16 protein-coding genes are annotated in these 13,351 nt (G+C 55.2%); 6 read left to right on the top strand and 10 right to left on the bottom strand.

The window, feature by feature from the left end; genetic code table 11:
* The first annotated feature begins 93 nt into the window (after positions 1-93).
* Positions 94-1,338 carry a tryptophan permease gene (gene mtr / locus NAZ64_RS06785; RefSeq protein WP_220569610.1) on the top strand — a complete coding sequence of 415 codons (1,245 nt, stop codon included), beginning with the start codon at positions 94-96 and terminating at the stop codon, positions 1,336-1,338.
* 90 nt (positions 1,339-1,428) lie between these two features.
* Here the strand turns inward: mtr and NAZ64_RS06780 are convergent, their stop codons facing one another.
* The 3 genes from NAZ64_RS06780 to ubiU all read right to left on the bottom strand — a co-directional run bounded on the left by NAZ64_RS06780 (position 1,429) and on the right by ubiU (position 4,495).
* Positions 1,429-2,436, bottom strand: a complete 1,008-nt coding sequence (locus NAZ64_RS06780) for a luciferase-like monooxygenase (RefSeq protein WP_220569611.1) — start codon at positions 2,434-2,436, stop codon at positions 1,429-1,431.
* A gap of 176 nt (positions 2,437-2,612) precedes the next feature.
* A complete protein-coding gene (locus tag NAZ64_RS06775) occupies positions 2,613-3,491 on the bottom strand; it encodes a U32 family peptidase (protein ID WP_000877716.1) in 879 nt (292 codons plus the stop codon).
* An 8-nt stretch (positions 3,492-3,499) separates the two neighbouring features.
* Complete coding sequence (gene ubiU / locus NAZ64_RS06770; RefSeq protein WP_000421309.1) at positions 3,500-4,495, bottom strand: ubiquinone anaerobic biosynthesis protein UbiU; 996 nt, start codon at positions 4,493-4,495, stop codon at positions 3,500-3,502.
* Between the two features lie 216 nt (positions 4,496-4,711).
* On the opposite strand from ubiU, the gene ubiT reads away from it, so the two are divergent.
* Positions 4,712-5,236, top strand: coding sequence for a ubiquinone anaerobic biosynthesis accessory factor UbiT (ubiT, locus tag NAZ64_RS06765; RefSeq protein WP_000884721.1), 525 nt, complete (start codon positions 4,712-4,714; stop codon positions 5,234-5,236).
* Entirely contained in the window at positions 5,230-5,733 is a 504-nt protein-coding gene (locus NAZ64_RS06760; RefSeq protein WP_000908562.1) for a GNAT family N-acetyltransferase, read from the top strand. Before ubiT ends, NAZ64_RS06760 begins: the two co-directional genes overlap by 7 nt.
* Here NAZ64_RS06760 and NAZ64_RS06755 read toward each other — a convergent pair.
* Positions 5,720-6,037 (bottom strand): GIY-YIG nuclease family protein, encoded by a 318-nt coding sequence (locus tag NAZ64_RS06755; protein WP_000928379.1) that lies wholly within the window; start codon positions 6,035-6,037, stop codon positions 5,720-5,722. The two genes, NAZ64_RS06760 and NAZ64_RS06755, sit on opposite strands and share 14 nt — an antisense overlap.
* Positions 6,038-6,074: 37 nt before the next feature.
* Between NAZ64_RS06755 and NAZ64_RS06750 the strand changes: the two genes are divergently transcribed.
* Positions 6,075-6,518 carry a YhbP family protein gene (locus tag NAZ64_RS06750; protein WP_000380407.1) on the top strand — a complete coding sequence of 148 codons (444 nt, stop codon included), beginning with the start codon at positions 6,075-6,077 and terminating at the stop codon, positions 6,516-6,518.
* Here the strand turns inward: NAZ64_RS06750 and yhbO are convergent.
* Positions 6,498-7,016: a protein/nucleic acid deglycase gene (gene yhbO / locus NAZ64_RS06745; protein ID WP_000037599.1), complete on the bottom strand. Its 519-nt coding sequence runs from the start codon at positions 7,014-7,016 to the stop codon at positions 6,498-6,500. The genes NAZ64_RS06750 and yhbO overlap by 21 nt on opposite strands.
* Positions 7,017-7,146: 130 nt before the next feature.
* Here yhbO and NAZ64_RS06740 point away from each other — a divergent pair, with 130 nt between their 5' ends.
* Positions 7,147-7,782: an NAD(P)H-binding protein gene (locus NAZ64_RS06740; RefSeq protein ID WP_001552025.1), complete on the top strand. Its 636-nt coding sequence runs from the start codon at positions 7,147-7,149 to the stop codon at positions 7,780-7,782.
* A gap of 66 nt (positions 7,783-7,848) precedes the next feature.
* On the opposite strand, the gene dolP is transcribed toward NAZ64_RS06740, so the two are convergent.
* The 4 genes from dolP to NAZ64_RS06720 are packed head-to-tail and all read right to left on the bottom strand — an operon-like array spanning position 7,849 to position 11,441.
* A complete protein-coding gene (gene dolP, locus NAZ64_RS06735; RefSeq protein ID WP_000643280.1) occupies positions 7,849-8,424 on the bottom strand; it encodes a division/outer membrane stress-associated lipid-binding lipoprotein in 576 nt (191 codons plus the stop codon).
* Between the two features lie 9 nt (positions 8,425-8,433).
* Positions 8,434-9,024, bottom strand: coding sequence for a DnaA initiator-associating protein DiaA (gene diaA, locus NAZ64_RS06730; protein ID WP_000893481.1), 591 nt, complete (start codon positions 9,022-9,024; stop codon positions 8,434-8,436).
* 21 nt (positions 9,025-9,045) lie between these two features.
* Positions 9,046-9,441, bottom strand: coding sequence for a YraN family protein (locus tag NAZ64_RS06725; protein ID WP_000057285.1), 396 nt, complete (start codon positions 9,439-9,441; stop codon positions 9,046-9,048).
* Positions 9,399-11,441, bottom strand: a complete 2,043-nt coding sequence (locus tag NAZ64_RS06720) for a penicillin-binding protein activator (RefSeq protein ID WP_220569613.1) — start codon at positions 11,439-11,441, stop codon at positions 9,399-9,401. Before NAZ64_RS06720 ends, NAZ64_RS06725 begins: the two co-directional genes overlap by 43 nt.
* Before the next feature lie 62 nt (positions 11,442-11,503).
* On the opposite strand from NAZ64_RS06720, the gene rsmI reads away from it, so the two are divergent.
* The gene (gene rsmI / locus NAZ64_RS06715; protein WP_024797478.1) at positions 11,504-12,367 is read left to right on the top strand and encodes a 16S rRNA (cytidine(1402)-2'-O)-methyltransferase; all 864 of its coding nucleotides are present in this window, start codon (positions 11,504-11,506) and stop codon (positions 12,365-12,367) included.
* 157 nt (positions 12,368-12,524) lie between these two features.
* Here the strand turns inward: rsmI and NAZ64_RS06710 are convergent, their stop codons facing one another.
* Entirely contained in the window at positions 12,525-13,298 is a 774-nt protein-coding gene (locus NAZ64_RS06710; RefSeq protein ID WP_001083899.1) for a DeoR/GlpR family DNA-binding transcription regulator, read from the bottom strand.
* Positions 13,299-13,351 lie beyond the last annotated feature (53 nt).

Here is a 13,351-nt window from a genome sequence, read left to right as displayed (position 1 = left end):
CGGGGCTTTTTTTATTTCTTTTGTACTCGTGTACTGGTACAGTGCAACGTATTGAGAGATAGTCACATTATAAATGACTGGAGAGAGAGCTGAATGGCAACACTTACCACCACCCAAACGTCACCTTCGCTGCTTGGCGGCGTGGTGATTATCGGCGGCACCATCATTGGCGCGGGGATGTTCTCCCTGCCGGTGGTCATGTCCGGGGCGTGGTTCTTCTGGTCGATGGCGGCGCTGGTCTTTACCTGGTTTTGTATGCTGCACTCCGGGCTGATGATCCTCGAAGCCAACCTTAACTACCGCATTGGTTCGAGTTTCGACACCATCACCAAAGATCTGTTGGGGAAAGGCTGGAACATTGTCAACGGCATTTCTATTGCCTTTGTGCTCTACATCCTGACTTACGCCTATATCTCGGCGAGCGGCTCGATTCTGCAACATACCTTTGCTGAGATGTCGCTGAACGTTCCGGCGCGAGCGGCAGGTTTTGCCTTTGCGCTGCTGGTGGCGTTTGTTGTGTGGCTGAGTACGAAGGCGGTCAGCCGGATGACGGCGATTGTGCTGGGCGCGAAAGTGATTACTTTCTTCCTGACCTTCGGCAGCCTGTTAGGGCACGTTCAGCCTGCCACGTTGTTTAACGTGGCTGAAAGCCACGCGTCATATACGCCGTACCTGCTGATGACGCTGCCATTTTGTCTGGCCTCTTTTGGTTATCACGGTAACGTACCGAGCCTGATGAAATATTACGGCAAAGATCCGCGCACCATCGTCAAATGCCTGATTTATGGGACGTTACTGGCGCTGGCGCTCTATTCCGTCTGGCTGCTGGGGACGATGGGCAACATCCCGCGTCCGGAATTTATCGGCATTGCGCAGAAAGGCGGCAATATTGATGTGCTGGTACAGGCGTTGAGCGGCGTGCTGAACAGCCGCAGCCTGGATCTGCTGCTGGTGGTGTTCTCTAACTTTGCGGTCGCCAGTTCCTTCCTCGGCGTGACGCTGGGGCTGTTTGACTATCTGGCGGATCTGTTTGGCTTTGATGACTCGGCAATGGGGCGTTTTAAAACGGCGCTGCTGACCTTCGTACCGCCGATTGTCGGTGGCCTGCTGTACCCGAACGGTTTCCTCTATGCCATTGGTTATGCCGGTCTTGCGGCGACCATCTGGGCGGCCATTGTGCCTGCGCTGTTGGCGCGCAAATCTCGCGAACGTTTCGGCAGCCCAAAATTTCGCGTCTGGGGCGGTAAACCGATGATTGTACTGATTCTGGTCTTCGGTGTCGGCAACGCGGTTATCCATATTCTGTCGAGCTTTAATTTGCTGCCGGTGTACCAGTAACGTTATTGTGCCGGATGGCGGTTGCACCTTATCCGGCCTACTTGATGCTGTAGGCCCGGTAAGCGAAGCGCCACCGGGCAAAACAACGCGCTACCCCAACAATTCCTGCTTCACATCCATCGCCAAATCAAACGAATGCAGCCGCGCCTGATGATCGAAAATCTGCCCGTTGACCATAATTTCATCCGCCTGGGTTTCACGCAAGATAGCTTCCAGCCCGTGTCGCACTTTCGCCTTATCACCGACCAGCGACATGCTTAGCGCCTGCTGCACGCCATACTGCTCGGATGGCGACCAGAAGGTCTCCATATTCTCAACCGGCGGCGGCAGTTGGCCGGTTTCCCCACGGCGTAGCTTCACAAAAGCCTGCTGCATGGAGGTAAACAGGAATTCCGCGTCGCGGTTGCTGTCGGCGGCGATAATATTGATACACACCATCGCGTACGGTTTTTCCAGCCGCGCTGAAGGTTTGAACTGGGTACGGTACAGATGCAGCGCCTGGAACAACATATCCGGTGCGAAATGCGAAGCAAAGGCGAACGGCAGGCCAAGCTGGGCCGCCAACTGTGCGCTATACAAGCTGGAGCCCAGCAGCCAGACCGGGACCTGCTCGCCGTAGCCGGGCACCGGGCGCACATGCGGATTAGGGTCGCGAGCGTCGAACCAGTCCACCAGCTCTGCGACATCGCGTGGAAAGTTATCGATATCGCCGCTCATATGGCGACGTAGCGCGCGCATCGTCGGCTGATCGCTACCCGGCGCGCGTCCCAACCCTAAGTCTATACGTCCCGGGTAGAGCGTATTCAGCGTGCCGAACTGCTCGGCAATCACCAGCGGTGAATGGTTAGGCAGCATCACGCCGCCGGAACCAAGATGTAATGTTGTGGTATTGGCCGCCAGATAACCAATCAATACCGAGGTCGCCGCGCTGGCGATACCGGTCATGTTGTGATGTTCTGCCAGCCAGTAGCGGTGATAATCGCGCTTTTCAGCCAGCCGTGCGAGATCAAGCGAGTGAGTAAAGGCTTCTTTTGCCGAAGATCCTTCAGGGATCGGCGCCAGATCCAGCACCGAGAACGGAATAGTTTTGTCAGTCATAACGGCTCACTTTGTTACCGGTTAATCTTTTAATACTGCATTAAAGATTAGCGAATGTTGTTAACAAAGTGAGCTTTATGAGACTGACGGCAAAACAATACCCGATGGCGCTGCGCTTATCGGGCCTACGGGAGCGCTATTTGTAGGCCGGACAAGGTATTTATGCCGCCATCCGGCTAGGCCTGTAGCTCCAGCCCTGCCAGCCGCTTCCAGTAGCCGTTGCAGTCACTATGGGAGGCAAGCGGTAATGGCGCACCGCCGTTTTCGTTAGCGCGAAAGGCATCAAGCATGGCAAATGTCTCCGTACCCAACGGCGACAGCCGCACGATATCGACCAATCCCTGCATCGACGTCAGTTCGTTGCCAAGGTTATAGACATAGCCGCTCATGGTCTGAATACCGTTAAGCACAAACACCTGCTGATTCTCTTGCGAGAGCACGTCACGACCGTTTGGATACTTGATACAGCAGGTTTCGCACTCATCTTTCGGGCGGTCTTCCGAACGGGCGGTAAAGCAGCGAGCGGAGTAGGCCAGCGGCAGATGCCCGTAGCTCAACACTTCCACTTCAAACTGATTGCGGATGCCCAGTTCATCGCACTGATTAAGCAAATTCACCAGCCAGTCGCGGGACAGCTCCACCGGCATACACCAGCGTACCATGCCTTCTTTCAGCAACCGGCGCAGCGTGACCGCGTTGTAGCAGTTCAGCGCATGGCCGGCGACAAACGGCAGTTTGCGCTCGGCGCACAGATTTACCACGCCAAGATCGCTGGCTTCCAGCAGAAAATCGCCGTTGTCTACATAGCGTTTCAGCTCGCTTAATTCAGATGACGCCTGTACCAGCGCCAGGGTGGAGAGCGCCACCTGCTTACCGCTGGCGGCGAGGGATTTCGCCATTTCCAGCCAGTCGCCGACTTTGGTAGCGCGACGCTTGCTGCACACCGCTTCACCCAAATAAATGACATCAGCGCTGCTTTTTGCGGCCTGCTGATAAAAATCTTCCAGCGTCTCTTTCGGCCAGTAATAAAGCACCGGTCCTAAGGAATATTTCATAGCTCCTCTCACTGCCATTTACGGTGATATGCGCCAAGCGTGGTTTGGGTGCCTTCGGACATCGCGCCGAGCGTCTCCATCCAGTCGCGCTGTGGAACGAAGTTTTGCGGGGCGGCTTTGCAGCGATCGATCGCCTGGCGCCACACTTTCGCCACCTGGCTGACATAGGCCGGGCTGCGCTGGCGACCTTCGATCTTCACCGAAGCGATGTTCGCCGCCATGAGCTCCGGCAGTAGTTCCAGCGTGTTCAGGCTGGTTGGCTCCTCCAGCGCGTGATAGCGCTCGCCGTCCACTAAATAGCGGCCTTTACACAGCGTTGGGTAGCCCGCGTTTTCGCCATCCTGGTAACGGTCAATCAGGACATCATTCAGGCGCGATTCCAGCCCCTGCGGCGTTTGCTGCCAACGGACAAAGCGGGCGGGCGAGCAGGCGCCGACGGTATTGGGCGACTCCCCCGTCAGATAAGAAGAAAGATAGCAGCGACCTTCCGCCATAATGCACAGGCTGCCAAACGCGAATACCTCCAGCGGCACCGGCGTGACGCGGGCCAGTTGTTTTACCTGGTGAATCGACAGTACACGCGGCAGTACTACGCGGTGGACATCAAAGTTGCGGTGATAAAAGCGAATCGCCTCTTCGTTGGTTGCCGAGGCCTGAACGGAAACATGGCGCTCAATATGCGGGTAACGCTCTGCGGCATATTCCAGCATAGCGAGGTCGGCGAGAATCAACGCGTCGGCGCCAAGCTGCGCCGCCATATCCACGGCGCGCTGCCAGCGGGCATAGCCGTCCGGATGCGCAAAAGTATTAATGGCGATGTGTAATTTGCGGCGATGCTGGTGAACAAAACTCACCGCTTCCTGCAATTTTTTTTCGGTAAAGTTAAGGCCGGCAAAATGACGGGCATTGGTATCGTCTTTTAACCCGATATAAACGGCGTCAGCGCCGTTTTCGATGGCCGCCTTCAGCGCCGGGAGATTTCCGGCAGGGCAGAGCAGCTCCATAATTTATCCTGAGGGTTACGTCTGAGACGCAAAATTGTTAACGAACAGGGATTTTAGTTAACCTTGCTGCGACAATTTTTGATTTAAGGCAGTTAAAGGCGTATTGGTAACACCAATAATGGGGTAGAAAATCAGACCCAATTGTTGATTTACGCCGCCATGTGATTTATTGGATATGGCAAAATAACAGGACTATTGAAACAGGGAGTAAAGCTCGTGTTAGATAAACTGCGTTCACGCTTAGTCCATGCTGGCCCGTCTCTGATGAGTGTACCGGTTAAACTGACGCCCTTTGCGCTAAAGCGCCAGGTTCTGGAACAGGTTCTGAGCTGGCAGTTTCGTCAGGCGCTGGCCGATGGAGAGCTGGAATTCCTCGAAGGTCGTTGGTTAAGCATTCATGTTCGTGACATCGACTTAAAATGGTATACCACGGTTGAAAATGAAAAGCTGATCGTTAGCCAGCAGGCGGATGCCGACGTCAGTTTTAGCGCCGACGCCAGCGATCTGCTAATGATAGCTGCCCGTAAACAGGACCCGGATACGCTCTTTTTCCAGCGTCGACTGGTCATTGAAGGCGATACTGAGTTAGGGTTGTATGTGAAGAATCTGATGGACGCCATCGAACTGGAGCAGATGCCGAAAGCGTTACGCGTTATGCTGCTGCAACTGGCGGATTTTGTTGAGGCGGGAATGAAAAACTCGCCGGAAACCAAACAGACCTCGGTAGGTGAACCATGCTAATTCGAGTAGAAATTCCCATTGATGCGCCTGGTATTGATGCGCTGTTACGCCGTTCATTCGAAAGCGATGCGGAAGCGAAGCTGGTTCACGATTTGCGTGAAGATGGTTTTCTGACGCTCGGACTGGTGGCCACGGATGATGAAGGCCAGGTGGTGGGCTATGTCGCCTTTAGTCCGGTTGATGTGCAGGGCGAAGATTTACAGTGGGTCGGCATGGCGCCGCTGGCGGTCGATGAAAAGTATCGCGGGCAAGGGCTGGCGCGCCAGTTAGTGTATGAAGGGCTGGATTCGCTCAACGAGTTCGGCTACGCGGCGGTCGTGACGTTGGGCGACCCGGCGTTATATAGCCGCTTCGGTTTTGAACTGGCCGCGCATTACGATCTTCACTGCCGTTGGCCCGGTACGGAAAGCGCTTTCCAGGTACACCGTTTGGCTGAGGATGCGCTGGAAGGCGTGACGGGGCTGGTGGAGTATCACGACCACTTCAATCGTTTTTAAGCACCGGCGTTTGCAGGCTGGACAGCAGCGCCTCAAACGCTTCGCGTTCCGTCACAAGGCGCTCCTTCTGGCGCTTTGTGAGCTGTTTGATGCGATACTCTATGCGCAGGGCCAGCGAGCGATCGCCGACCTGCGCCGCAAACGCCAGCGTTAACTCGCCTTTTCCCCGTAATGCTTTTGCGCCTTTTCCCGTTTGATGCTGCCTGTAACGACGCGCCACATCGGTGGTTATTCCGGTGTAAAGCGCATTGTCTGCGGTACGAATCAGATACAGATACCAGGGTGTCATTGTCGCCATCAGCATGATAATTTTCAGATTCCCAGTATAAGCGAGAATAAAGATGGACACACTTACCGCTATTGGCCGTTGGCTGGCGAAACAACACGTGGTGACCTGGTGCGTACACCATGAGGGAGAGCTGTGGTGCGCCAATGCGTTTTATTTGTTCGATGCGCAAAACGTCGCGCTGTATCTGTTAACGGATGATAAAACCCGCCATGCGCAAATGTCCGGCGCGTGCGCGCCAGTTGCGGGAACGGTCAATGGTCAGCCGAAAACGGTGACGCGCATTCGCGGCGTACAGTTTAAAGGGGTAATTCGCCGTCTGGAGGGGCAGGAGAGCGACGCCGCGCGTAAAGCTTACCTTCGTCGCTTCCCGGTCGCCAGGGTGCTGCCAGCGCCGGTATGGGAAATCCGGCTGGATGAAATTAAATTCACCGACAACACGCTGGGGTTTGGTAAAAAACTGCACTGGTTACGCGACTCACGCGCCCAGCAGGCGTAGCGCCTCGCGGTTAAATGCCGGCAGGTCGTCAGGCGTGCGGCTGGTCACCAGCTGATCTTTATCGACGACGACTTCCTGATCGTAAAATTCCGCGCCCGCATTCTTCACATCGATAATAATCGGTTTCACCGCCGTGAGTTTGCGGCCACGAATGACATCGGCGCTGATCAACAACTGTGGGCCGTGGCAAATGGCAAAAACCGGTTTACCGCTGTTAACGAAATCGCGGGTAAAATCCACGAAACGGCTGTCGCCGCGCAGGTAGTCCGGCGAATGACCTCCCGGCAATAGCAAGGCGTCGAACTCGTCGGGGCGAACGTCATCAATAGCCTTATCAATGGTGACGCTGGCCTCGCCTTTTTTTCCTTTCACCGTTTTACCCGCCTCTTTTTCGATGGTGATGACCTCATGGCCGGCCTGACGGAATTCTGCTGCCGGCGAGGTAAATTCTGAATCTTCAAATTCATCGGTAATCAAAACGGCAATTTTCTTACTCATGCGTTTCCTCCGCAGTGGTGGCGTCGGGTAAGGCAAATTTTCCACAATGATGGATACTTACCTCGTAGACTATTAAGCCTGGTCGATAGGGCCGAGAGTGCAAGGTGGACAAATCTGTAAAGGAGCGAGGATGAGTCAGGTACTGATTACCGGCGCGACCGGACTGGTCGGCGGACATCTGCTGAGAATGTTAATCAACACGCCGCAGGTGAGCGCTATCGCCGCGCCGACGCGTCGTCCGCTGACGGATATTGTCGGCGTTTATAACCCTCACGATCCGCAGCTTACCGACGCGTTAGCTCAGGTGACCGACCCGGTAGATATTGTTTTTTGCTGCCTGGGCACGACCCGGCGTGAAGCGGGAAGTAAAGCGGCGTTTATTCATGCGGATTATACGCTGGTGGTTGATACCGCGCTGACCGGGCGTCGACTGGGCGCGCAGCACATGTTGGTGGTCAGCGCAATGGGAGCAAACGCGCACTCTCCGTTTTTCTACAATCGGGTGAAAGGAGAAATGGAGGAGGCGTTAATCGCGCAAGATTGGCCTCGTTTGACGATTGCCCGGCCTTCTATGCTGCTCGGCGACAGAACAACGCGGCGGGTGAATGAAACGCTTTTCGCTCCGCTATTCCGGCTGCTGCCCGGAAACTGGAAATCGATTGATGCGCGGGATGTGGCGCGGGCCATGCTGGCGGAAGCGCTGGCGCCAGCACAAGAAGGCGTGACGATTCTGACCTCATCGCAACTGCGGGAAAAAGCGGGGTAGCGAAGCCGGATGATTTACCGGATGGCGACGCGGTTTACACATTTTTATCGCCACCCGGCACACCGGTTACTTAATATACGTAAAGGCGGTGGTCACGCGTTTCACGCCGCTCACCCGGCTGGCGATGTCCGCTGCCGCTTTACCTTCACGTTCAGTTACCAGGCCCAGCAGGAATACTTCGCCATTTTCGGTGGTGACTTTCACATTTGACGATTTTACCTGATCGCTGGTCAGTAGCTGTGAGCGAACTTTCGTGGTGATCCAGGTATCGTTAGAGGCGGTCCCCAGGCCGATAGGCTGACCCTGGCGAATCTCGTTATAGACCTCGGTGGTGCCTTCAACGCCCATCGCTATCTGTTTCGCGCGTGCGGAGAGTTCGCTGTTTGGCGACTGGCCCACTAACAAAACTTTGCCCTGATAAGCCGTGACATTGATGCGCGTCTCTTTTTTGATTTGCTCATCTTTCGACAGCGCGCTGCTGACACGCAGTTCCAGCGTTCCGTCATCCACCTGGGTGCCCACGCTACGCGGGTCGGTTGCGGCTTTGGTGCCGACGGCTGCCGTACCCACTACCGCGGCGGCGACGCAACCTTGCAATAGCAACGCAGAAATAAGGACTGCGAGCGGCGAAAATGCCTTCATGTGTACTCCTTAATCATCCTGGTGAGGAAAAAGCGTGTTATCGATCAAATCGCACAGGCAGTTTACCGTCAGCATATGCATTTCCTGAATGCGCGCGCTGTGATGTGAAGGGATACGAATTTCAACATCCTGCGGCCCTAATAGTCCGGCCAGCTCACCCCCGTCATACCCGGTTAGCGCCACAATGGTCATGTCACGTGTGACGGCTGCTTCAACGGCTTTTACGATATCGCGACTATTACCACGCGTAGAGATCGCCAATAAAACATCGCCTGCATGTCCCAGCGCCCGGACTTGTTTTGCATAAACTTCATCGTGCAGGCGATCGTTAGCGATCGCAGTTAAGACCACATTATCGGTATTTAGTGCAATGGCGGGTAAACTGGGTCGCTCCGTTTCAAAGCGGTTAATCATGCTGGCAGCAAAATGCTGTGCGTTGGCCGCGGACGTCCCGTTTCCACAACAGAGGATTTTGTTGCCGTTAAGCAGGGAATGAACCAGCGTCATGGCGGCGCGGGAAATGGCATCCGGAAGCGCTTCCGCCGCAGCAATTTGAGTTTGAATGCTTTCTGTAAAGCAAACTTTGATTCTTTCGAGCACGCTAATCCTTAAAATCTTCAATTATGAGTGGTCGTTAAACGCATCCCGAAACCACTCAATCTCATTTCCGGTGAAGGCTAACACATCGAACCGACAATCCACAGTATCAAAACTCCCATTCTGGCGGGCGAGCCACAAGCGGGCAGTATGTAATAATTTGTGTTGCTTGCTGCGGGTCACACTAGCCGCCGCGCCGCCATAAAGCCCGGAGCGCCGATAGCGGACCTCAACAAAAACCGTCGTTTTTCCGTCACGCATGATCAGATCGATTTCGCCGCCGCGCTCGCGCACGTTGGCGGCGATAAACCGCAGTCCTTTGCTTTCCAGCCAGCGACGCGCGGCAGCTTCCCACGCGTCGCCAGCCTGTTTACGCGTTAGCTGGCGGGAACAATCTCCCCTTGCTGGTATTTGAGCCATGATAACTTCCTGTTAATCACACAATCCGGGCTGGCAGTTAATGCGCCGGTATTACCATTGATCTCAAACCCCTGCACCTGACGCATCTGCGAAAAGTGGTTCGCCAGCGTCCAGGCATCCACGCCCATGGCGTACATCCGCGCCAGAGAATAGTCGTTATGTATAGCGCTCAGCGCCTGCTGCATCAACGGCATATTGCCGCCTGCCAGCATAGGAATTTCACTGTATTGTAAACCTTCCATCTCCAGACGGAAGTCGGGGCCGGAGGTGCCTTGCGCGCTGCGGGAGCTGGCATACAGCGTCGCGCCGCTCTGGGTGCCGTTACGCATGGCGATCATCGGTTTGATAAAGCCAATCTCTTCCGGCGTAGCCAGAATATAGACCGCGTCTACGCGTCCGCCGCCGGTGATTTGCGCGTCGGTCGGCGGCGCAGGGATAGTCAGACCGCCAATGGTGACGCCCGGCTGCGCAGGCACGCTGGCGGCGACCGGACTGCCCGTCAACGCGATACCCGCGCCGCCGTTCACGCCCATTTTGAGCTCGGCTACGGAGCCGAATTTTTGCTGTAATACGATGCCGCCGCCCAGTTTTTGCCACTCCTGGGTGAAGGCGTTCGCCACGCGATCGCCAAGCGCGCTGCGTGGGATCAACAGCAGCGGCGACTGCTTGCCCTGGTCATAAATATGATGCGCCGCGTCACGGGCTTCATCTTCAGGAGAGAGCGCGAAATAGCAGATATTAGGGAAGCTACGTACAGTTTCCGGCTGGTTGAGCGCCAGCACGTTGAGCGGCGTGTTGCTTTTCATCAGCGCTTCCACATTGTTTTTCAACAGCGGCCCGACCACGATACTGGCGCCGTCTTGCTGAACCTGAGCAAGCACCTGATCCAACGGCTGGGCAGAGGTATCGTAGATTTTTAATTCAGCGGAGGGATCCGCCGGCGCGCTTGTTGTAGCAGGGGGAGTTTGTGGCGCGCTGACTGGCGTAGTGGACTGGGATGGAGCGTCATCAGTCAGATCGCTCACCGAGGCCTGCGACGGACTGGCGACGCCGTCGGTCATTTGTGGTTGCGTCTCCTCCACGCCAGGTTCGACCGGCGCGTCAGGCGCGGCGGCAGGCTGCATTTCCACCGCCTGGGTGCCGAGGTTTTTCGCGGCTTCGAAACCTTGCTGGATGGTACGGCCAAACACGGCAGCCTGACCGTTCAGCGGCAGCAGCAGAGCGATTTTGCTGGTGGAGGCTGGTTTAAAACGTTGTACATTGACGAGCTGCGTCGGCAGCATTTTTGCCCCCGGATTTTGCGGGTAGCGTTTTTGCCAGTCGGCGATCCCGGCTTTCAGCATGTCCGGATCGTTGCGGTTGTCAAACCAGACGCGTTGCAGATCCAGCCATCCCTGAAGCACATTTTCATCGGCGTTGATAACCAGCGTCCTGGCCTGATCTTGCGTCATGGCGGAGAGCGCCTGCCAGGTAGCGTCGATATTTTTTTGTTTATCTTTCGCCGCCAGTAGCGGTTCCTGGGCGATTAACGCCCGCAACAGGGTAAGCGACGGGCGTCCCTGGCTGGCAATGATCTGCGCCTGCCAGTAACGTGCTTGCTGATGTGGCGCAAAGTCGGCGGGTTTTAGTTTATCCAGCAAGGCCTGCGCGCCTGCGACATCTTTTTGCGCCAGTTTGATCTCTACCGCTAATAAAGACTGTTCGCGACGCTGGGCATCGTTCAGATTTTGCGGGAGTTGGTTGAACAGGTCGACGGCCTGCTGGCTTTTTCCTTCTTTCAGCAGTGCATGAATGGCGAGTAATTGCCAGTTGGTCTTGCTATCATCTGCGCTTTGCTGCATCTGATGCAGGTAAAAGGCGGAGTCAGCTTGCGCTGAACCCTGCATATAGGCTGCGCTTTGATCTGGCGCCTGGGTGCCGCACCCGGCGAAAAGTAGCGCAGCCAGGACGACAGGCAGCGCGCGCGCGGCGTTCAAACGAGAAAATGTTGAGGGTACCATACTGTATCCAGTGATATTTTTTACGCAATGCTCAATATTAAATCGGCAATACGGACGACACAATGAAACAAAACGAATCGGCGGATAATTCTCAGGGCCAACTCTTTATTGTACCTACTCCTATCGGGAATTTGGCTGATATTACTCAACGCGCGCTCGAAGTTTTACAAGCCGTTGATTTAATTGCCGCTGAAGACACTCGTCATACCGGTTTATTACTGCAACATTTCGCGATTAACGCCCGGCTGTTCGCGTTGCATGACCATAACGAACAACAAAAAGCGGAAACGCTGGTCGCGAAGCTAAAAGAAGGGCAGAACATTGCGCTGGTTTCCGACGCCGGTACGCCGCTGATTAACGATCCGGGCTACCATCTGGTGCGTACTTGTCGCGAAGCGGGGATTCGCGTGGTGCCGCTACCGGGGCCGTGTGCGGCGATTGCCGCCCTGAGCGCCGCTGGCCTGCCATCCGACCGTTTCTGCTATGAAGGCTTTTTACCGGCGAAATCCAAAGGTCGCCGTGATGCGCTGAAGGCGGTTGAAGCGGAGCCGCGAACGCTGATTTTTTATGAGTCCACCCATCGTCTGCTGGATAGCCTGGAAGATATGGTGGACGTGTGGGGCGAATCCCGCTACGTGGTGCTGGCGCGTGAGCTGACCAAAACTTGGGAAACCATTCACGGCGCGCCGGTCGGCGAGCTGCTGGCGTGGGTCAAAGAAGATGAAAACCGCCGCAAAGGCGAAATGGTGCTGATTGTCGAAGGCCATAAAGCGCAAGAAGACGACCTGCCCGCCGACGCGCTGCGCACGCTGGCGCTGCTACAGGCAGAACTGCCGCTGAAAAAAGCGGCGGCGCTGGCAGCAGAAATTCACGGCGTGAAGAAAAATGCGCTGTATAAGTACGCGCTGGAGCAGCAGGAAGAGTAAAAGCGAGCGCCCGGGAACCGCCTTTTATCGCCATCGCGTTAATACTCAATCAGGTGATTGATGTGGGTAAATTGATGGGGGCATTGGGCGGTGATAGCGGGCCGGGCCTTTCCTTCGGGCTTACTCTCGCGATCAGCAACGCATAACCGACTCCTTTTTAGACGATCATTAGTTCCACGCCTGTTTTCGCTAATGCCGCTTTATCCTGTTTGCTGATAGTGTCATCGGTTATCACACAGTCGATCTTGTCCATCGGCAATACCTGGTTAAAGCCGCGACGGTTAAATTTGGTCGCGTCCAGTACCGCGATAACTTTGTGTGCCGCCGCCGCCATGACGCCGCTAATGGAATAACCTTCGTTAAACGTGGTAATACCGTTTGTCGCATCAATACCATCCGCCCCGACAAACATGACATCGGCGCTGATGCCGTGTAGCGATCGTTCCGCAATCGTGCCGTGCATTGAGTGGGTTTTATGCCGTACCGTACCGCCGCAAACCACCAGCGTGAGATCTTTATTTTCTGATAGCGTAAAAGCGGCAGGCAAGCTGTTAGTGATCACCGTAATATTGCTTTTTCGCGCGAGCGCTTCCGCAATCAGTAATGTTGTGCTCCCGCTATCCAGAATGATGGTCATTCCTTCTTCAACCATTGCCGCAGCCGCCTGGGCAATCCGCTTTTTCGGATCGCTGGCGAGTTGATACCGATCTTCCAGAATGACTTCCTGATTGTCGCCTTCCGCCAGATGACTTCCCGGTTTTGCCGCGCCGCCATGAAAACGGGTGACAAGGCCTTTCTCTTCCAGCAGACGCAGGTCAGCACGGATAGTCACTTCAGAAATACCAAAGGTATTTGAAAGATCCATCACCAGCACGCTGCCTTGCGTATTAATCAGGTCGACAATTTTATTTCTTCGCTCAAATGAGTTCATATTGATTTGCCTGATAATTAACTGTAACTAGTTTAAACGAAGGATTGCGAAAG

The sequence above is a fragment of the Salmonella sp. A1325 genome (genome assembly GCF_056991255.1).
Note: the sequence above shows the minus strand (reverse complement) of the source record. Positions and strands in the feature narration are given on the sequence as shown.

Bases quoted from the DNA above. Each gene is read 5' to 3' on its own strand.
- mtr (WP_220569610.1), top strand. From the start codon at position 94: ATGGCAACACTTACCACCACCCAAACGTCACCTTCGCTGCTTGGCGGC.
- NAZ64_RS06780 (WP_220569611.1), bottom strand. From the start codon at position 2,436: ATGACTGACAAAACTATTCCGTTCTCGGTGCTGGATCTGGCGCCGATC.
- NAZ64_RS06775 (WP_000877716.1), bottom strand. From the start codon at position 3,491: ATGAAATATTCCTTAGGACCGGTGCTTTATTACTGGCCGAAAGAGACG.
- ubiU (WP_000421309.1), bottom strand. From the start codon at position 4,495: ATGGAGCTGCTCTGCCCTGCCGGAAATCTCCCGGCGCTGAAGGCGGCC.
- NAZ64_RS06760 (WP_000908562.1), top strand. From the start codon at position 5,230: ATGCTAATTCGAGTAGAAATTCCCATTGATGCGCCTGGTATTGATGCG.
- NAZ64_RS06755 (WP_000928379.1), bottom strand. From the start codon at position 6,037: ATGCTGATGGCGACAATGACACCCTGGTATCTGTATCTGATTCGTACC.
- NAZ64_RS06750 (WP_000380407.1), top strand. From the start codon at position 6,075: ATGGACACACTTACCGCTATTGGCCGTTGGCTGGCGAAACAACACGTG.
- yhbO (WP_000037599.1), bottom strand. From the start codon at position 7,016: ATGAGTAAGAAAATTGCCGTTTTGATTACCGATGAATTTGAAGATTCA.
- NAZ64_RS06740 (WP_001552025.1), top strand. From the start codon at position 7,147: ATGAGTCAGGTACTGATTACCGGCGCGACCGGACTGGTCGGCGGACAT.
- dolP (WP_000643280.1), bottom strand. From the start codon at position 8,424: ATGAAGGCATTTTCGCCGCTCGCAGTCCTTATTTCTGCGTTGCTATTG.
- NAZ64_RS06725 (WP_000057285.1), bottom strand. From the start codon at position 9,441: ATGGCTCAAATACCAGCAAGGGGAGATTGTTCCCGCCAGCTAACGCGT.
- NAZ64_RS06720 (WP_220569613.1), bottom strand. From the start codon at position 11,441: ATGGTACCCTCAACATTTTCTCGTTTGAACGCCGCGCGCGCGCTGCCT.
- rsmI (WP_024797478.1), top strand. From the start codon at position 11,504: ATGAAACAAAACGAATCGGCGGATAATTCTCAGGGCCAACTCTTTATT.
- NAZ64_RS06710 (WP_001083899.1), bottom strand. From the start codon at position 13,298: ATGAACTCATTTGAGCGAAGAAATAAAATTGTCGACCTGATTAATACG.